This is a genomic window from Enterobacter cloacae complex sp. IR5403 (assembly GCF_049238705.1).
Lineage (GTDB): Bacteria > Pseudomonadota > Gammaproteobacteria > Enterobacterales > Enterobacteriaceae > Enterobacter > Enterobacter hormaechei_C.
Map to the genome: position 1 here is coordinate 1 of NZ_JBMKHP010000016.1, position 17350 is coordinate 17350.

Sequence of the window (17350 nt, forward strand, 5' to 3'; positions counted from 1 at the left end):
GGCTGATTCAAGGCATTTACGGGAGAAAAAATCGGCTCAAACATGAAGAAATGAAATGACTGAGTCAGCCGAGAAGAATTTCCCCGCTTATTCGCACCTTCCCTAACGCCCTGAGCATCCATCAGGCGGCCGAACAACTCAACGTCACCCCCTCCGCGGTGAGTCATCAGATCGCGTCCCTGGAATCGTGGATGGGCAAAAAATTATTTATCCGCAGCGGTAAAGGGGTTCAGTTAACCCCGACGGGAGAAAAGTATCTGCGAGAAGTTTCAGCGGCAATGAGCGCCATTGGGCGTGCCACCGATCAGATTGTCAAAGAGAAAGATACTGCCGTACTTCGCGTGCACTCCTCGCCCACCTTTGGCTTGTCATGGCTGTTGCGCCGTCTGGGCAAGTTCCGCGACGAATATCCCGATATCACCATCAATCTCACCTGCTCCTATGAAAACCTGCAATTCGCCAGAGACAATATTGATATTGATATCCGCCACGGCATACCGGACTGGGATGCATACCGTGTGATGACCATTAAAAATGACACGCTGGTCGTATTGGCCTCGCCCACTTATGTGGAAAAACATCCGATCAGCACGCCAGCCGATCTGCTGCAACAGTCGCTCATCTCCTCAACCAGCACCCTGGTGAACTGGGAAAAATGGTTCGCCTGGCACAATATCGACAGGCCGTGGCTCAACTTCAGCCTCAGTTTCGATCGCTCCTACATGAGCTTTGAAGCAGCGCGTATGGGGCTGGGCTTTATTCTTGAGAGCAAAATGATGGCGACCGATCACCTGAAGGATGGTTCGCTGGTGCAGGTACTGCCGGATGAAATGGGTATCGCCATCAACGCGCACCATCTGGTAATGCCGCACATGAACGAACGCGCGTGGAAGATCCAGCAGTTCGTCGAGTGGATCGACCGGGAGTTGCGATTGTCGGGGTATCACCTGTAGCGATACCCCAGCGTGGCGTCAGGCGACCGTGCCCCAGACGAGGTTGCCCTTATGGAACGTCGCAGTGCGCGGTGAAATACGCGCCACGGCCTCGGCGGAACAGGAGGCGTCTACCAGCACAAAGCTGGCGTCGTCCTGCGCTTTCGGCCACACGCGTTCACCTTTATCGTTCAGCGGCAGCACGTCGCCGGTGGCGATGCCCAGCGCGCGCGAGAGCGTCTGCTCGTTCGGGCGAATATAGAGCTGGGCGTACAGATTAGCTTTCTCCAGCATGTCCCCCAGACCGTACGGTGACCAGTGGTCGATCACGCTGTCGGTACCGGTCATGACAAACACGCCTTTATCACGCAACTGCTTCAGCGGCATGTGCAGAGTGCCAATCGGCACGGTGGAGGCGATGGTCACCTGCTGCGCCGCCATGCGGGTGGCGATCTCATCCACCTCTTGCTCGTTAAGCGTCGCCAGGGCGAAGGCGTGGCTGATGGTCAGCTTCCCCTTCAGCGCAGGCGTTTTCTCCACGGTTTCTACCATGTAGTTCACCGCCGCCACGCCCGCCGGGCTGGTTTCATGCAGATGGATATCCACCCCTTTGTCATAATCCAGCGCAATCTGGAACATGGTGTTGAGGGATTTCTCCATCGCGCCGTCGACGTTGGTCGGGTCCAGCCCGCCCACGTAGTGCGCCCCCGCCTGCATCGCCTCGCGCATCAGCTTTTCAGAATGAGACAGCAGCAGGCCGTGCTGCGGGAAGGCAACGATTTCACAGTCAAAACCTGGGCTTCGGCGCGCCAGTACCGCCTGCAAATTTTCCAGGTTTTTCAGGCCGGAAACCGGCTCTATGTTGCAGTGGCTGCGGGCGATGGTGGACCCTTTGGACTGGAGCAGGTCGATCAGCTTTTCGGCGCGTTCTTGCGTGTAGGGCTGTAACTCCGGCAGCAGCTTCTGCTCCAGGCGGATCATGTCCTGTATGGTAGTGCCCGCCGGACGGTTCAGGGAGCGCCACGGGCCGCCGTAGAAGGTTTTGTCCAGATGGATGTGCATGTCGCGCATCGCCGGGAGCATCAGCTTTTTGCCCGCGTCGAAGTGCGGCAGGGTCGCGTCCGCGTGGCTGTTGTTGTCGCGCAGGGCGACGATTTTCCCGTCTTTGATTTCCAGCGTTTTCAGCTCGGTGCGGGTGCTTGTCGCCACGCTGCCGTCGAAGTTAAACCCGGCTTCCAGCAGCACGTTGTCGAGATAGTAATGTTTTGCGGTGATGTTCATCGGTTTACCCGTCTCGCAGGTTGCCTTTGCAGAATCGGCAGCATACGCGACGGAACCCGTGGCGCCAAACAGCGCACAGGCGGTAACCATTTTGCCGCTCTGGCTGATAAACTCGCGGCGGCTTTTATTTTCACTCATCTTATCTTCCTTCGTTAATAATGTGGGTACCCGTTTCCCCGCGCAGCGCCGCGGGCAGGCAGTCCGGCGAGGTAATGATCACGCGCCTGCCGCCATGGCGTAAAAATTCCAGCGAGGCGACGATTTTGGGCAACATGCTGCCCGCCGGGAAGTGGCCTTCATCCATGTAGCGCGTCATCTGCGCCACGTTGACGGTGTCCAGCGCCTGCTGGTTTGGCTTGCCGAAGTTAACGCACACTTTCTCCACGCCGGTGGTGATCACCAGCACGTCGGCGCGGATCTCGCGCGCCAGCAGCGCGGTGGAGAGATCTTTATCTATCACCGCGTCCACGCTCTGGTAATCGCCCTGTTCACTGCGCACCACAGGAATGCCTCCGCCGCCCGCGCCGATCACCACAAATCCTTTCTGCGTCAGCGCCTTGATGGCATCCGCCTCAACGATGCGCCGCGGCTGCGGTGAAGCCACCACGCGGCGATAGCCCCGGCCTGAATCCTCAACAAAATGCCAGTCCGGGTGCGCGAGTTGCAGTTCGTCGCGCTGCGCCTCACTGAAGAACGCGCCGATGGGCTTCGTCGGGTGCGTAAAGCCAGGATCGTTTTTATCCACCTCCACCTGGGTGACGACCGTGACCGCTTTTTGTTCCCCGCGCGCCGCCAGGCGGTTGTTGAGCGCCTGCTGGATCAGGTAGCCGATCCCGCCCTGGGTATCCGCCACGCAGTTTGCCAGCGGGGTCAGCGGCAGCCCTTCCCGCTCGTGGGCGATTTCGGCGCGGCGCAGATCCAGCCCCACCTGCGGGCCGTTGCCGTGGGTGAGCACGATGTCATAGTCCGAGGCCAGCATTTCGAGCACCGACTCAGCCACCGCTTTGACCGCCTGCGCCTGATGCTCAATCGACTGGCTGGCGTTGTCTTTGATAATGCTGTTGCCGCCGATGGCGACGACCATAAGCTCTTTCATTTTGTTTCCTTTAGAAGGTGCGTTCTGGTGCCCTCACCCCGGCCCTCTGCCACAGGGAGAGGGGGATTAACAGAGGTATCCAGCACATGCTTCACCACAAACATCCCGCCCATCATCAGGTAGGCCGTAACGAACAACAGGGAACTGCCCTCGGCAAAGCCCACCACCGGCGCGTGGATCACGCCAAACAGCGCCAGCAGCGCGCCTCCTACGGTGGCGACGGCCCCGCGCAGCGGTTTGTTAATGATGGCGAAGATAGCGATACAGCCCCAGAGCATGCTGGCGAGCGGCGCACCGTTGCCGAGGTGCATCAGCCCCTCATAGTAGATCCCTTTGCTGTGCAGCACGTCGGTGCCAATTTTCGCCGCGCTGGTTCCCGCCGCGCTCATCACGCTGTTCATCATGGTCAGCGCCCAGTTAGCGATCCACGGGAACAGGCAGATAAAGATGACGGGCACCTCCACTTTCGGCGTTTCCCTCACCACCTGGTTGGCGGTGACGACGCCGATAAAGACCAGAATCGGCACGATGGCGGTCATTGGTATGATGGCGAGCATAAAGGCTCCCAGCCCGAACAGCGGCACGATGAACATGGTCACGCCGGACGCCAGGGTGTAGCCGATGCTGGCGCCCATCGCTTTCCAGCCAGGATGGCCGACGTAGACCGTGACCGGGAACGGATTGCCCATCAGGCAGCCGAGCATCGAGGCCAGACCGTTCGCCAGCATTACCTTGCGGGTCGGGTATTCATCCCCCGCCGCGTGGGCGCTTTCGATGTTCTCCAGGTCAAAGATGTAGTTCGCCAGCCCCAGCGGTACGGCGGACGCCAGATACGGCAGCGCGTGCGGCAGCCCCTGCATGAAGCTGTCCACGTGCACCTCCGGCGGGTTAAAGCCGAAGGATGACATGGACGCTTTAATGGCATCCGGGCTTTGCAGGCCGGAGATCCACGCAAGCAGAGTACCGGCAATTAACAGCAGCAGGCCGGTCGGGATACGGGCGAAAATCGGCTTTTTACCGAACCAGTTAATGAAGATCAGCAGCAGGACGATAAACGACACGGTCGGCGCTTCGAACGCCTGCAACATCGGGTTCATCGCCAGCAGCAGCAGGCCAAGACCGGACAGGCACGACAGCAGCACGGTACGCGGGATCATCTTGCGGATGGTCTCACCCAGGAACGAGCCGCCCGCGAGGATCATCGCTTCCACAAAGCACCACACCAGGCCAATCTGAATCGCGAAATCCGCATCGCCGGTTTGCTGGTAAACCGGCATTAAGACCAGGAAGGTCACGGTAAAAATCGACGGCGCGCTCGGGCCGGACGGCAGCGCGGTGACGTCCGTTCGTCCGGTGGCGCGCGCCATTTGCAGGCCAAACCACGTATAGCAAAGACTCGCCACCAGCACCGCCAGCCCGAAGGCTGGCGCGATGCGTCCATAAACAATCTCCTTCGGGATGCCGACGACAAAAATGAGCAACCCCATCATGGTCAGCAAATTGGTCAGGTTGTTGGTCATCAACCCGAAATAAGCTGCCCAGTCACCTCTTTTCCACTCCAGTTTCATGTTTTTCATGGATGCATACCTTATAGAACGTAGCGATCGCGGAAGGTTAACAGCGCCTTTTCAAAACAGCTAAACGGCGGGTGAACGATGCCCGCCCCAATCATGCCGATCCCGGCGTCCTTGTGGGCAATGGCGGTATTAATGACCGGCAGAATGCCGCTGCCCGCGACCTTCGTGATGTCGATGGCGGTCGGGATGCCCATAAACGAGAGCAGTGGAATGGTGACGTTCGGGTTTTCGCCGAGGGTGATTTCGCGCATCTGGCGGGAGAAATCGATGGCTTCCTCCACCGTGCCGCCCACCAGCGCCACGATGGCCGGGGCCGTCGCCATCGCAAAGCCGCCGATGCCGTAGGTTTCGGTAATCGCGCTGTCGCCGATATCCAGCCCGGAGTCTTCCGGCTTATAGCCCGCGAACATCGGGCCGATCACCTGCTGCGCCGGGCCGGTGAACCACTGCCCCGGCAGGCCGGAAACGCGCAGGCCGAACTCGTAGCCGTTGCGCGCCATGGTGGTGACGACGGTGCTGTACTCAATGCCGTGGGCGGCATCCAGCGCGGCTTTACACATTGCCATCCACGTCGGGCCGGAGAAGTAGTCGCTGCTGGCGACAAACTCGAACACCTCACGCTGCTGCGCCACCGGATAGCCCGCCTGGATCAGCCCCGGCGTCAGCGCCTGAATAAGCAGCGTAGTGCCCGCGTTGTTGCGGTTGTGGCACTCGTCGCCCATGTGCAGCGCCTGGGCCAGCATCAGGCGCAGGTCGATTTCGCCGATAATCTTCATCGCCTCGCGCAGCATCGGGCCGAGCACGTCGCGCATCCAGTTCAGGCGCTCGATGACGCTCTGGTCGTTGGCCCCCATGCGCAGGATCTTCGCCATCTGCTCGCTGAGGTTGGTGAAGGCGCGGTTGCCGTAAGTTTTGTTCTCAACGATGTGCATAAACATCGACGCGGAGGTAACGCCCGCCATGGAGCCCACGCAGTCGTGCTCGTGGCACGGCGAGAAGGTGATGTCGCCTGATGCCGCCAGCCTTGCCGCGTCCTCCAGATCCGTCGCCAGCCCTTCAAACACCAGCGCGCCGGTAACCGCGCCTTTCATCGCCCCGCACATGTTTTCCCAGGTAACAGGCGGACCGGCGTGCAGAATGGTCGTGCGGGTCATGCCCGGCACCACGTTGATCGCCTGGTCATAGCCCACCAGCACCGGATGGGACTGAATAATCCGCTCCAGGGCAATTTTGTTCGCGGCGGCGATTTTCTCCGCCAGCGGTTTTTCCGCCAGCTGGTCGAGCGCGTCCACTACCTGCATATTGCCCTGCCCCGGCGGCGTCCAGTCGAGCTGGGTCACGGGAACGTGCTGTTTTTTGAGGTCGTCGCTGAACATCGCAATCCCGACGTTAATCACGTTCAGCGGCTGGTTGAATAAGGTCGCCATTATGCTCTCTCCCCTTTGCAGATGAATTCGCGTGCCAGTAATCCGGTATTGGTGCTGCTGCTGGACCAGATGACGCCTGCGTCAGTCAGCAGCTGGCACTGCTGCGCCAGCGACTGCGGATCCTGATCGGTGCCGAGCACGTAGCCGAGAATTTCCAGCGGACGGTTGTCGGCTTTCGCGATCGCCTGTGCCTCTTTGATCGCCTCGATCATCACCCCCACCGGATCGTCGTGCGCGCCAAAGCCGAGCACGAAATCCATCACGATTACCCCCACCTGCGGGTCCCGCGCCTCCTGTAGCAGGCGGCTGATGCGGTTGGTTGGGTCGATCATCGGGTGTGGTTTGCCGTTGGTGAAGTCATCGTCACCGAAATCAAGGAAGGTGTGGGCCTGACTGACGTTGATATCTTTCAGACGCCTGGCCGGGTCCGGCTGGATGTTGCTGTAAACATCGTCAAACTTCTCCAGCGCGGCAAACATCGCTTCGTCGCACAGGGTGCCGCCGCAGAACAGGCCGCGAATGTACTTCTGCTGCGGCGTCAGGCGGGCGCGTACCTCTTCGATCAGCGGCCAGTTGAGCGGATGTAAATCCAGGGTGTCTTTTTTAATGCCGGTAAGCAGCACCGCTTTCAGGGCCGCCTCTTTGGTGCCACGAGCAAACTGCAAACCGTCTTCATCGGCAGGCGGTTCGTTACGGCCCAGAAAGCACACAACCACAGGCTTGCGGCAGGCGCGTGCCCGGGCCAGCACGTTCTCTGCCACCGCGGGTGCAGGCGGTTTGGAGATGAGCGCTATCACCCGGGTCGCGTCGTCCGCCTCCAGCATGTCGATGGCATCGAGCATCATCAGGCCGCCGATCTTCTCGCTGAGATCGCGTCCGCCGGTGCCGATCAGCTGCGACACGCCGCCGCCGAACTCATGAATGCGCACGCTCAGCTCCTGGCTGCCGGTGCCGGAGGCGCCAACGATGCCAATCGGCCCGCGACGCACCGCGTTGGCGAAGCACAGCCCCGCACCGTTGATAATGGCGGTGCCGCAGTCTGGCCCCATCATCAGCAGACCCTTTTCATGCGCCAGCTGCTTCAGCGCCAGCTCGTCGTCGAGCGAGACGTTATCGGAGAACAGCATCACGTTAAGATCGTTTTCCAGCGCCTGGCGCGCTTCCCGTGCGGCGAAGGTGCCGTTGACGGAAATCACCGCAAGGTTGCTGTCCGGACGATGGGTTTTGGCGCTGGCAATCGTCGCGTAGCGTGCTTCATGGGAGCCCGTGCGCTCTTTACGCGTGAATAACGCTTCAATGGCGCCGAGGGTTTCCTCATTCGCCGCATCGCCTTTAATAACGATCATCAGGTCGCCGTTTTTCGCGTCCGCTAATTCCGGCGTTAATAGCCCGAGGTTTTTTAATACGCCTTTGTTCATTTCCGTCGCCATCGCCACAAACGCCTGCTCGACGCCCGGCAATTTATTGGCTTTGGTGGAAACCGACATTAAGGAAACCGAATCGAAATACGTATTCTTTTTTATGACGATTTTGGTTGGCATTATTTTCACCTGTTTAAGATAAAAGGGGGCCGCCGTCGTGCTAAATGCACGTCGGTAACAATGCGTTTATTGATTAACGGCCAGCCAGGGGAAGGCTGACCGAATGCGCTATGCGCCTGCCGCCAGCAGCAGGTCTGCGATCGCGTTGAAGCCTTTTTCCCGCGCCAGTTCGAGCGGGGTTTTGCCGTATTTATCGGTCATGTGCGGGTTCGCGCCGTGATCCAGCAGCAGCTTCACAATTTCCTGCTGCTTTGCGCCGCCGTCATTTAATACGATGGCCTCCAGCAGCGGCGTCCAGCCGACAAAATTGGTGTGGTTGACGTTGATGTCGGTTTTTTCCAGCAGTTCACGCACGATTTCAACGTGCCCTTTTTCACTGGCAGGGGTAATGCCCACGCCGCCAAAGCGCGTCAGACGGTCGAGATCCGGATTCGCCGGAAGGACAATACGCAGCAGGGTTAAATCATTGGTCAGGCAGCCGATCAGGAAGGGGTTAAAACAGGTCTGGTCCTGTTTATCAATATCCGCCCCGGCGGCAATTAAAAACTCCACACAGGCGTAATGCTTTTTCAGGCTGGCAATAATAATGGCGGTTCTTTTCTGGCGGTTGGTTGCGTTAATATCCACGCCTTTCTCCAGGCAGGCTTTTAGCGCGTCGATATTGCCCTCTTCTGCCGCCAGCAGAAATTCTGTAACCCGTGCAGTTGCAGACATATTCAGACTCCCTATGTTTCACTTCTGATGACCTGAGAATAGCAACAGCCTGGTCATAAAAGAATCCGCTTAAAAATGATTCATCGACACGCAATTCATTGTTGAGTTAAATTCAACGGTCCGGCAGAAACGTGCGTCTGTGCAACCTTTTTCTTATGTTTTACCGCGTTTACGCGCTTCAGGCTGCATTATCCTTATGGCTGAAAAAGCCTTACACAGCGCGGCCCTACGTAAAAAGCCAGAACTGTGACCGACATCAACTATGATGTAACGCCGCTGTTAAAATATGTTCAAAACTGATGGTCACCAGGAGCCATAATATGAATTCCATCTTTACCGAAGAGAATTTGCTGGCCTTCACCACCGCGGCACGTTTTGGCAGTTTCAGCAAAGCGGCTGCCGAGCTGGGCGTGACCACCTCCGCCATCAGTTACACCATCAAACGCATGGAGACCGGACTGGACGTAGTGCTGTTTGTACGCAACACGCGCAGCATTGAGCTGACAGAATCCGGTTTTTACTTTTATCGTAAAGCGACCGACCTGCTGAATGACTTTCATGCCATCAAGCGCGGGATTGATACCATTTCTCAGGGCATTGAGACGCGGGTGCGCATCTGCATAAATCAGCTTTTGTATACGCCACGCCATACCGCGCGTCTGCTCCAGGTACTGAAAAAACAGTTTCCCACCTGCCAGATCACAGTGACGACCGAGGTGTATAACGGCGTCTGGGATTCCATCATTAATAATCAGGCCAACATCGCCATTGGCGCGCCGGATACGCTGCTGGACGGCGGCGGCATTGATTACACCGAGATAGGCGCGATCCGCTGGGTATTTGCCATCGCGCCCACCCATCCGCTGGCGTTCGCCCCGGAGCCCATTTCCGAAAGTCAGCTGCGTCTGTATCCCAATATCATGGTCGAAGACACCGCGCATACCATCAACAAGAAGGTGGGCTGGCTGCTTCACGGCCAGGAGGCGATTCTGGTGCCGGACTTCAACACGAAATGCCAGTGTCAGATCCTGGGGGAAGGTATTGGCTTTTTGCCGGAATATATGACGCGGGAGGCGGTGGAGGACGGGCTGCTGGTAACGCGGCGGATCAATAATCCACGTCAGGATTCGCGCATGCTGCTTGCCACGCAGCATGCGGCGACCGGTCAGGTCACGCGCTGGATCAAACAGCAGTTTGGCCCGGAAGGCGTGCTGACCCGGATCTACAGTGACTTACTGTGGCGTACCTAGCTCTTCGTCTGAACCCAAAATGCGTGGATAAGACCGGGGAAGTAGCCCAGGATGGTCAGAAGGATATTCAGAATAAACGCCCAGCCCAGCCCCTTGCCAAGCAGCACGCCCAGCGGCGGGAGAATAATCGTAAAAACAACGCGCCAAAAACCCATAAAACACTCCGTGCAAGCTAACCAATTGAAAATTATAAAAGACACTTCTCTAAGCGTAGCCAGTTTACGGGTAACTGCCATGCGTCTCTCGCGCTTTTACCTGCCTTTACCCTCTTTACACTGGCTTAAACCCCGCCTTAAATGCTCTACTGTGCCGAAATTGACCGTAAGGAAACACAATGTCTCTTCCTCTAATTTCGCCGCAGCAGGCAAACGCGCTGATTGCTGAAGGCGCCAGACTTATCGATATTCGCGACCCCGACGAGTATGCCCGCGAGCATATTCCGGCGGCGCACTCCATTCCGCTGGATTCGTTACCCGGCGGGCTTAACGCAGCGCCGGGAGAAACGGTGATTTTCCACTGTCAGTCCGGCGCACGAACCTCAAACAATGCTGCTCGTCTGGCGCAGGCAGCGTCCCCTGCGAACGCCTTTGTGGTTGAGGGAGGCATTCAGGGCTGGAAGCAGGCCGGGCTGCTGACTGTTGAAGATCGATCGCAGCCGCTTCCGCTGATGCGTCAGGTGCAGATCGCCGCCGGGCTGCTGATCCTCTGCGGCGTAGTGCTGGGTTACAGCGTCTCCAGCGGCTTTTTCCTGCTGAGCGGTTTTGTGGGCGCCGGGCTGTTGTTCGCCGGTGTGACAGGTTTTTGCGGTATGGCGCGACTGCTGAAAGTGATGCCGTGGAACCGACGTACCTGATAAGGAGTATCTGAAAGATTAGGCTGTACCCCGCCCCCGGACGTGGGCTATGGTGAAGATCATGACAATGATGAGGAGGTGCTATGTTTTCTGTCGGTGATTATGTCCAACCGCGTCAGGGCGGTCCGAAACTGAAAGTGCTCGAAGTGAATGGTGAAAACATTGTGGCTGTGCAGGCCAGCAATGAGCAGGGCGAGAAATATCACCTGAAAGCGGCGGACGTGGTTCTGTACTCCGAAGACGGTGACTTTGGCGTCTGCTAAGTCAATAATCGGGCGGAATACACCGCCCGAATAATCATCAGATCAGGAAATCGTCCAGCGATTTACCGTTTGCCAGTGCGGTTGCAATTGGCTTTGGCGTACGCCCCTGGCCGGTCCAGGTTTTTTCTTCACCGTTCGCGTCAATAAAACGATATTTCGCCGCACGCGCTTTACGTTTTTTCGTCGGCTGACCCGCCTGCGCCAGGTCACTGCCTAACAGATCGCTCGGAGAAATACCGTCAGCTTTCATCAGTTCCAGCAGAGCATTAATTTTATCCTGCTGTTCAGCGCGTTGACGCTCTAATTCAGCCTGCTCGCTGCGTTTTTCTTCAGTGACAATCCGGAATTTTTCCAGCACTTCTTCCAGAACATCCATGGATAATTCACGTGCCAGCGCCCGGAGGGTACGAATATTATTAAGATTCTGTAACGTTAAAGCCATAATAATGAAAAACCTTTCTTCGTGTGTATAACATAAATCAGGCAACAGAATAATTGATTTTGGTTCTGATATCTACCCACCCTGACGTTTTGACATTATTGTAAATGTTTTAGAATATCCCGTTAATATAACCCCGAAATATATGTCTGTTTTAATGTGTAATATACCGCCCTTCCCCTGACCACAAGCTCCTGTTTAAAACAGTTCAAAAAACCGCCTCCACTCGCCCACACAACAGAGGTTTCACACGCACACAGACAAACTAATCCATTGATATATTTCACTAAAATATGCTCGAGGAGAGAAAATAACGAAGCGCGCAAAAAACGCACAATTTTAGAGAATTTTATGGCTAAAGCGCCTGTAAATAAAAATTAATCACTACTTGTTAGTTAAAAGCCAGAGAGATACGCTATACACTCAAAACAAACCAACCTAAAGCACTAAAGGCAGCAGGTAAAACGCCACTTTTTTGTCCTGTTCGAGGAGTTCAGACATGTTCTCACCGCAGTCTCGCCTGCGCCATGCGGTAGCGGATACGTTCGCGATGGTCGTTTACTGTTCCGTCGTGAATATGCTGATTGAAATTTTCCTGTCGGGAATGTCCTTTGAGCAATCCCTCTCGTCGCGCCTGGTGGCCATTCCGGTGAATATCATGATTGCCTGGCCGTACGGCCTGTATCGCGATGCAGTGATGCGTTTAGCCCGGCGTATTAGCCCGGCGGGTTGGGTAAAAAACCTGGCGGACGTGCTGGCTTACGTAACGTTCCAGTCCCCGGTGTATGTGGTTATTTTGCTGACGGTGGGCGCAGACTGGCATCAAATCGCCGCTGCGGTAAGTTCAAATATCGTGGTATCCATGCTGATGGGTGCGGTGTACGGTTACTTTCTTGACTACTGCCGCCGCCTGTTTAAAGTCAGCCCTTATAGCCAGGCAAAAGCGTAAGGTAAGGCGACTGGCTCAGGCCAGTCGCAGAGTTATTGTACGTCGCCAAACAGTCCTTTCAGGAACCGCTCCAGCGCCATACGCGAGCTGAAACCGTGCGGAATACCATAATGTTCATGCGTCTCGCCGCCTAAATAGAGCGGAAATTGCTGATAATGATCGCAGGTTTTAATATCCGAGGCGGGCTCAGCAAATGACAGGCTTCTGTCTTTAAGTGTCGGGTGAATAATGAGAGCAGTACGCCCCATTCTTGCTTCACGGTTGACGTAAACATAATTCTCACCACGGCGATATCCGTACGCTTTTGATGTTACCTCATCCATGGTGAACCCTTCTTTTTCAAGAACGCGCGCCACCTCATCGGGTCGTAAATACATATCTTTTCCTCATTATCATTCCTGCCCGGCAACCTTACAGTATTCAGCATTAGCAGGGCTTTCAGAATATTCCATAAACTGCCCGATAAGCCGTGACTCGCTTCAGATATTACATTTCTGGACTAAACTAAACGGGAACACAAATTATGGAGGATCGTATGTTTAACAGACCGAACCGAAACGATATTAATGACGACACACAGGATATTCGTAACGATGTCAGCCAATTAGCGGACACGCTGGAAGCCGTATTGAAATCCTGGGGCTCTGACGCGAAGGACGAAGCGGATGCCGCGAAACGTAAGGCTCAGTCTCTGCTGCGTGAAACGCGGGCAAGGATGAATGGCCGCTCACGTACCACTCAGGCGGCCTGCGACATGGCCAGCTGCGCCACCACCTTCGTACGTGAAAAACCGCTTTGTACGCTGGGAACGGTCGCGGCGGTCGGGATTTTTGTCGGCGCCCTGCTTAGCCTGCGTAAGTAAGCGCGCGTTCTTAGCCCCGGTAGCTTCAGGCGCCGGGGCTTTTCTTTGCCTGAAAGCCTGAAAAACCCGCACAGCCCGCCCTGCCCCGACAGGCTCATCATTGGGGCCATATTAATCTGTATTTCCCATATCTTGTGTGGTTGAAACTTATCGCAACTACATCTAGTATTCCCTTTAGCAAGATACACACAACATGACGCGTTAACTCGCGCCGTCCTCTCATTCTAAATGGAAATACGAATCATGAGCATTATTATTTACACTCGTAATGATTGTGTTCAGTGCCACGCCACGAAACGGGCAATGGAGAGCCGCGGCGTGGCATTTGAGATGGTCAATATTGATCAGGTGCCCGACGCGGCAGACACCCTGCGGGCGCAGGGGTTTCGTCAGCTTCCGGTTGTGGTTGCCGGCGACACCAGCTGGTCTGGCTTTCGTCCGGACATGATCAACCGCCTTGCCGCTCAGGGCGTCAGTGCATGAGCACGCTGGTCTACTTTTCCAGCAGCTCGGAAAACACGCTTCGGTTTATGGAGCGTCTCGGGCTGCCCGCGATACGCATTCCGCTGAACGAGCGGGAGCGTATTCAGGTAGACGAACCCTATATTCTGGTGGTGCCCAGCTATGGCGGTGGCGGCACCGCGGGGGCGGTGCCTCGTCAGGTGATCCGCTTTCTGAACGATCCCCATAACCGGCAGCTGATTCGCGGCGTGATCGCGGCAGGCAATCGCAACTTCGGCGAGGCCTTTGCCCGCGCCGGGGATGTCATCTCTCAAAAATGCGGCGTGCCGTATCTCTATCGTTTTGAACTGATGGGGACACAGCAGGACGTAGAGAACGTGCGTAAAGGAGTGAACGAATTTTGGCAACGACAACCGCAGAACGCGTGATTCAGGCGACGCCGGATTACCACGCATTAAACGCCATGCTAAACCTCTATGACCGCGAGGGGCGCATTCAGTTTGGCAAAGATCGTGAGGCGGTGGACGCCTTTTTTGCCGCTCATGTACGCCCGAACAGCGTCGCCTTTGGCAGCCAGCAGGAACGTCTCGACTGGCTGGTAAAAGAGGGTTATTACGAAGAGCGTGTCCTGACCCGCTACGACCGCGCCTTCGTGGTGGCATTGTTTGAACGGGCGCACGCCAGCGGTTTTCGCTTCCAGACGTTTCTCGGCGCGTGGAAGTATTACACCAGCTACACCCTGAAAACCTTTGACGGCAAACGCTATTTAGAAAGCTTTGAAGATCGCGTGGTGATGGTGGCGCTGACGCTGGCGCAGGGCGATGAAGCGCTGGCCGAAAGACTCATGGAGGAGATCCTCTCCGGCCGCTTCCAGCCCGCCACGCCAACGTTCCTTAACTGCGGGAAAGCCCAGCGCGGTGAGCTGGTCTCCTGCTTCCTGCTGCGTATTGAAGACAATATGGAGTCGATTGGCCGTGCGGTGAATTCGGCGCTACAGCTGTCGAAACGCGGCGGCGGCGTGGCGTTTCTGCTTTCGAACCTGCGGGAGGCGGGCGCGCCGATTAAGCGCATCGAAAACCAGTCCTCCGGCGTCATCCCGGTGATGAAGATGCTGGAAGATGCCTTCTCATACGCCAACCAGCTTGGCGCACGTCAGGGCGCGGGCGCGGTTTATCTGCACGCGCACCACCCGGACATTCTGCGTTTTCTGGATACCAAACGTGAAAATGCCGACGAAAAGATCCGCATCAAAACCCTGTCGCTTGGCGTGGTGATCCCGGATATCACGTTTAAGCTGGCTAAAGAGAATGCCGACATGGCGCTCTTCTCACCGTATGACGTTGAGCGGATTTACGGCAAAGCCTTTGGCGACGTGGCGATAAGCGAGCTGTACGACGAGCTGGTGGCCGACGATCGCATTCGCAAAAAAACCATCAACGCCCGCGATTTCTTCCAGACGCTGGCTGAAATTCAGTTTGAGTCCGGCTATCCGTACATCATGTACGAGGACACGGTGAACCGCGCTAACCCGATTGCCGGGCGCATCAACATGAGCAATCTGTGCTCGGAGATTTTGCAGGTCAACAGCGCGTCCAGCTACGACGAAAACCTCGACTACGCGGACGTGGGCAAGGATATCTCCTGTAACCTCGGGTCGCTGAATATTGCCCACACCATGGATTCACCCGATTTTGGCCGCACGGTAGAGACCGCCATTCGCGGGCTGACGGCGGTATCGGACATGAGCCACATCCGCAGCGTACCGTCCATTGAGGCGGGCAATGCCGCGTCGCATGCCATCGGCCTTGGGCAGATGAACCTGCACGGCTATCTGGCGCGGGAGGGCATCGCCTACGGCAGCCCGGAAGGGCTGGATTTCACCAACCTTTATTTCTACACCATCACCTGGCATGCGCTGCATACCTCGATGATGCTGGCGCGCGAACGCCACCAGCGGTTCGCAGGCTTTGAGCAGTCGCGCTACGCCAGCGGAGAGTATTTCAGCCAGTATCTGGAAGGCGACTGGCAGCCGAAAACTGAAAAAGTACGCGCGCTGTTCGACCGCGCTGGCATCACCCTGCCGACGCGTGAGATGTGGCAACAGCTGCGTGAAGAGGTGATGCGCTACGGCATTTATAACCAGAACCTTCAGGCGGTGCCGCCAACCGGCTCCATTTCCTATATCAATCACGCCACGTCGAGCATCCACCCCATCGTGTCGAAGATTGAAATCCGTAAAGAAGGCAAAACCGGGCGCGTCTACTACCCTGCCCCGTTTATGACCAACGAGAATCTGGCGCTGTACCAGGACGCCTATGAGATCGGCCCGGAAAAGATCATTGATACCTACGCCGAGGCGACTAAACATGTGGACCAGGGGCTGTCGCTGACGCTCTTCTTCCCGGACACCGCCACCACGCGGGATATCAACAAAGCGCAGATCTACGCCTGGAAGAAAGGCATCAAAACGCTGTACTACATTCGCCTGCGCCAGCTCGCGCTGGAAGGCACCGAAATTGAAGGCTGCGTGTCCTGCGCGCTGTAAGGAGAAAGGATGAAACTGTCACGCGTAAGCGCCGTTAACTGGAACAAAATTCAGGATGATAAAGACCTGGAGGTCTGGAACCGCCTGACCAGCAACTTCTGGCTGCCGGAAAAAGTCCCGCTCTCCAACGATATTCCGGCCTGGCAAACCCTGAACCATGCCGAGCAGCAGCTGACAATCCGCGTCTTTACCGGCCTGACGCTGCTGGACACCATTCAGAATACCGTGGGTGCGCCCGCGCTGATGAGTGATGCGCTAACCCCGCACGAAGAGGCGGTAATGTCGAATATCAGCTTTATGGAGGCGGTGCATGCCCGCTCCTACAGCTCGATTTTCTCCACCCTGTGCCAGACCAGAGACGTGGACGCCGCCTACGCCTGGAGTGAAGAGAGCGCGTCATTGCAGCGCAAGGCAGATCTGGTGCTGGGATATTACCGGGCCGACGAGCCGCTGAAGAAAAAGATCGCCAGCGTGTTCCTGGAATCTTTCCTCTTCTATTCCGGCTTCTGGCTGCCCATGTACTGGTCGAGCCGGGGCAAGCTCACCAACACCGCCGATTTGATTCGCCTCATCATCCGCGATGAAGCGGTACACGGGTATTACATCGGCTATAAGTATCAGAAAGGGCTGGAGAAAGTCAGCGCGGAAAAACGCGAGGAACTCAAAGGTTTTGCCCTCGATTTACTGATGGATCTGTATGACAACGAGCTGAGCTATACCGAAGAGCTGTACGCCGGAACGGGCTGGGAAGAGGACGTAAAAGCTTTCCTCTGCTACAACGCCAACAAAGCGCTGATGAACCTGGGCTACGAAGCGTTATTCCCACCAGACATGGCGGAGGTGAACCCGGCGATCCTCGCGGCGCTGTCGCCCAACGCTGATGAAAACCACGACTTCTTTTCCGGGTCCGGCTCGTCGTACGTGATGGGTAAAGCGGTGGAGACGCAAGACGAGGACTGGGATTTTTAATGAATGAATTAACGTTCATTAATTAACTCTGCATTTCATTATTTCCAGCCGAATATTCCACGACGTACTACACTGTAATTTCCCCGTCATATTCGCCTGAATCACACCGATTCAGGCGAAATTTCCCCATGCAACAGCAAAAAATTGAGAAAAATTCAAACCGCCCTCAGCCCTTTATTCATGGGAAATT

General features: G+C 56.4%; 19 protein-coding genes. 10 read left to right on the forward strand and 9 right to left on the reverse strand.

Annotated features, from left to right (window positions below; translation table 11 throughout):
* Window positions 1-59: 59 nt before the first annotated feature.
* Window positions 60-953 (forward strand): LysR substrate-binding domain-containing protein, encoded by an 894-nt coding sequence (locus ACOTW6_RS18085; RefSeq protein WP_421766275.1) that lies wholly within the window; start codon window positions 60-62, stop codon window positions 951-953.
* An 18-nt stretch (window positions 954-971) separates the two neighbouring features.
* Here ACOTW6_RS18085 and ACOTW6_RS18090 read toward each other — a convergent pair whose 3' ends face one another.
* From ACOTW6_RS18090 to ACOTW6_RS18115, 6 genes are all read right to left on the reverse strand, one after another.
* Complete coding sequence (locus ACOTW6_RS18090) at window positions 972-2351, reverse strand: amidohydrolase family protein (protein ID WP_213789210.1); 1380 nt, start codon at window positions 2349-2351, stop codon at window positions 972-974.
* A gap of 1 nt (window position 2352) precedes the next feature.
* A complete protein-coding gene (locus ACOTW6_RS18095; protein WP_022651711.1) occupies window positions 2353-3309 on the reverse strand; it encodes a carbamate kinase family protein in 957 nt (318 codons plus the stop codon).
* Entirely contained in the window at window positions 3306-4886 is a 1581-nt protein-coding gene (locus ACOTW6_RS18100; RefSeq protein ID WP_062933559.1) for a hypothetical protein, read from the reverse strand. Before ACOTW6_RS18100 ends, ACOTW6_RS18095 begins: the two co-directional genes overlap by 4 nt.
* A gap of 11 nt (window positions 4887-4897) precedes the next feature.
* Window positions 4898-6313: a DUF1116 domain-containing protein gene (locus ACOTW6_RS18105; protein WP_062933558.1), complete on the reverse strand. Its 1416-nt coding sequence runs from the start codon at window positions 6311-6313 to the stop codon at window positions 4898-4900.
* A complete protein-coding gene (gene fdrA / locus ACOTW6_RS18110; protein WP_213789211.1) occupies window positions 6313-7854 on the reverse strand; it encodes an acyl-CoA synthetase FdrA in 1542 nt (513 codons plus the stop codon). The genes ACOTW6_RS18105 and fdrA overlap by 1 nt, the downstream gene beginning before the upstream one ends.
* A gap of 108 nt (window positions 7855-7962) precedes the next feature.
* On the reverse strand, window positions 7963-8568 hold the full coding sequence (locus tag ACOTW6_RS18115) for an ankyrin repeat domain-containing protein (RefSeq protein WP_045911570.1): 606 nt from the start codon (window positions 8566-8568) through the stop codon (window positions 7963-7965).
* Window positions 8569-8888: 320 nt separating this feature from the next.
* Between ACOTW6_RS18115 and ACOTW6_RS18120 the strand changes: the two genes are divergently transcribed.
* A complete protein-coding gene (locus tag ACOTW6_RS18120) occupies window positions 8889-9818 on the forward strand; it encodes a LysR substrate-binding domain-containing protein (RefSeq protein WP_015571650.1) in 930 nt (309 codons plus the stop codon).
* On the opposite strand, the gene ACOTW6_RS18125 is transcribed toward ACOTW6_RS18120, so the two are convergent.
* A complete protein-coding gene (locus tag ACOTW6_RS18125; RefSeq protein ID WP_003862203.1) occupies window positions 9815-9973 on the reverse strand; it encodes a YqaE/Pmp3 family membrane protein in 159 nt (52 codons plus the stop codon). The two genes, ACOTW6_RS18120 and ACOTW6_RS18125, sit on opposite strands and share 4 nt — an antisense overlap.
* Window positions 9974-10152: 179 nt before the next feature.
* Here ACOTW6_RS18125 and ACOTW6_RS18130 point away from each other — a divergent pair, with 179 nt between their 5' ends.
* Both ACOTW6_RS18130 and ACOTW6_RS18135 read left to right on the forward strand, forming a co-directional pair.
* Window positions 10153-10671, forward strand: coding sequence for a rhodanese family protein (locus ACOTW6_RS18130; RefSeq protein ID WP_062933556.1), 519 nt, complete (start codon window positions 10153-10155; stop codon window positions 10669-10671).
* Between the two features lie 83 nt (window positions 10672-10754).
* Window positions 10755-10934: a hypothetical protein gene (locus ACOTW6_RS18135; RefSeq protein WP_015571651.1), complete on the forward strand. Its 180-nt coding sequence runs from the start codon at window positions 10755-10757 to the stop codon at window positions 10932-10934.
* Window positions 10935-10971: 37 nt separating this feature from the next.
* Here the strand turns inward: ACOTW6_RS18135 and stpA are convergent, their stop codons facing one another.
* Window positions 10972-11376, reverse strand: a complete 405-nt coding sequence (stpA, locus tag ACOTW6_RS18140) for a DNA-binding protein StpA (RefSeq protein ID WP_022651717.1) — start codon at window positions 11374-11376, stop codon at window positions 10972-10974.
* Between the two features lie 496 nt (window positions 11377-11872).
* Between stpA and alaE the strand changes: the two genes are divergently transcribed.
* A complete protein-coding gene (gene alaE, locus ACOTW6_RS18145) occupies window positions 11873-12322 on the forward strand; it encodes an L-alanine exporter AlaE (protein WP_015571653.1) in 450 nt (149 codons plus the stop codon).
* A 32-nt stretch (window positions 12323-12354) separates the two neighbouring features.
* Here alaE and ACOTW6_RS18150 read toward each other — a convergent pair whose 3' ends face one another.
* On the reverse strand, window positions 12355-12699 hold the full coding sequence (locus ACOTW6_RS18150) for a DUF2002 family protein (RefSeq protein WP_006811693.1): 345 nt from the start codon (window positions 12697-12699) through the stop codon (window positions 12355-12357).
* Window positions 12700-12857: 158 nt separating this feature from the next.
* On the opposite strand from ACOTW6_RS18150, the gene ACOTW6_RS18155 reads away from it, so the two are divergent.
* The 5 genes from ACOTW6_RS18155 to nrdF all read left to right on the forward strand — a co-directional run bounded on the left by ACOTW6_RS18155 (window position 12858) and on the right by nrdF (window position 17160).
* Entirely contained in the window at window positions 12858-13184 is a 327-nt protein-coding gene (locus ACOTW6_RS18155) for a DUF883 domain-containing protein (protein WP_017382769.1), read from the forward strand.
* Window positions 13185-13427: 243 nt separating this feature from the next.
* A complete protein-coding gene (gene nrdH, locus ACOTW6_RS18160; protein ID WP_017382770.1) occupies window positions 13428-13667 on the forward strand; it encodes a glutaredoxin-like protein NrdH in 240 nt (79 codons plus the stop codon).
* Window positions 13664-14074: a class Ib ribonucleoside-diphosphate reductase assembly flavoprotein NrdI gene (gene nrdI, locus ACOTW6_RS18165; protein ID WP_015571656.1), complete on the forward strand. Its 411-nt coding sequence runs from the start codon at window positions 13664-13666 to the stop codon at window positions 14072-14074. The genes nrdH and nrdI overlap by 4 nt, the downstream gene beginning before the upstream one ends.
* A complete protein-coding gene (gene nrdE / locus ACOTW6_RS18170) occupies window positions 14047-16191 on the forward strand; it encodes a class 1b ribonucleoside-diphosphate reductase subunit alpha (protein WP_062933555.1) in 2145 nt (714 codons plus the stop codon). The genes nrdI and nrdE overlap by 28 nt, the downstream gene beginning before the upstream one ends.
* A 9-nt stretch (window positions 16192-16200) precedes the next feature.
* Window positions 16201-17160: a class 1b ribonucleoside-diphosphate reductase subunit beta gene (gene nrdF / locus ACOTW6_RS18175; RefSeq protein ID WP_062933554.1), complete on the forward strand. Its 960-nt coding sequence runs from the start codon at window positions 16201-16203 to the stop codon at window positions 17158-17160.
* The last annotated feature ends 190 nt before the right edge of the window (window positions 17161-17350 follow it).

What these genes read in the sequence shown, in the direction of transcription:
- ACOTW6_RS18100 (WP_062933559.1), bottom strand. Translation starts at nt 4,886, where the DNA reads ATGAAAAACATGAAACTGGAGTGGAAAAGAGGTGACTGGGCAGCTTAT.
- nrdF (WP_062933554.1), top strand. Translation starts at nt 16,201, where the DNA reads ATGAAACTGTCACGCGTAAGCGCCGTTAACTGGAACAAAATTCAGGAT.
- nrdI (WP_015571656.1), top strand. Translation starts at nt 13,664, where the DNA reads ATGAGCACGCTGGTCTACTTTTCCAGCAGCTCGGAAAACACGCTTCGG.
- ACOTW6_RS18130 (WP_062933556.1), top strand. Translation starts at nt 10,153, where the DNA reads ATGTCTCTTCCTCTAATTTCGCCGCAGCAGGCAAACGCGCTGATTGCT.
- ACOTW6_RS18120 (WP_015571650.1), top strand. Translation starts at nt 8,889, where the DNA reads ATGAATTCCATCTTTACCGAAGAGAATTTGCTGGCCTTCACCACCGCG.
- ACOTW6_RS18135 (WP_015571651.1), top strand. Translation starts at nt 10,755, where the DNA reads ATGTTTTCTGTCGGTGATTATGTCCAACCGCGTCAGGGCGGTCCGAAA.
- ACOTW6_RS18095 (WP_022651711.1), bottom strand. Translation starts at nt 3,309, where the DNA reads ATGAAAGAGCTTATGGTCGTCGCCATCGGCGGCAACAGCATTATCAAA.
- nrdH (WP_017382770.1), top strand. Translation starts at nt 13,428, where the DNA reads ATGAGCATTATTATTTACACTCGTAATGATTGTGTTCAGTGCCACGCC.
- ACOTW6_RS18155 (WP_017382769.1), top strand. Translation starts at nt 12,858, where the DNA reads ATGTTTAACAGACCGAACCGAAACGATATTAATGACGACACACAGGAT.
- alaE (WP_015571653.1), top strand. Translation starts at nt 11,873, where the DNA reads ATGTTCTCACCGCAGTCTCGCCTGCGCCATGCGGTAGCGGATACGTTC.
- ACOTW6_RS18090 (WP_213789210.1), bottom strand. Translation starts at nt 2,351, where the DNA reads ATGAGTGAAAATAAAAGCCGCCGCGAGTTTATCAGCCAGAGCGGCAAA.
- ACOTW6_RS18150 (WP_006811693.1), bottom strand. Translation starts at nt 12,699, where the DNA reads ATGTATTTACGACCCGATGAGGTGGCGCGCGTTCTTGAAAAAGAAGGG.
- ACOTW6_RS18105 (WP_062933558.1), bottom strand. Translation starts at nt 6,313, where the DNA reads ATGGCGACCTTATTCAACCAGCCGCTGAACGTGATTAACGTCGGGATT.
- fdrA (WP_213789211.1), bottom strand. Translation starts at nt 7,854, where the DNA reads ATGCCAACCAAAATCGTCATAAAAAAGAATACGTATTTCGATTCGGTT.
- ACOTW6_RS18115 (WP_045911570.1), bottom strand. Translation starts at nt 8,568, where the DNA reads ATGTCTGCAACTGCACGGGTTACAGAATTTCTGCTGGCGGCAGAAGAG.
- ACOTW6_RS18125 (WP_003862203.1), bottom strand. Translation starts at nt 9,973, where the DNA reads ATGGGTTTTTGGCGCGTTGTTTTTACGATTATTCTCCCGCCGCTGGGC.
- stpA (WP_022651717.1), bottom strand. Translation starts at nt 11,376, where the DNA reads ATGGCTTTAACGTTACAGAATCTTAATAATATTCGTACCCTCCGGGCG.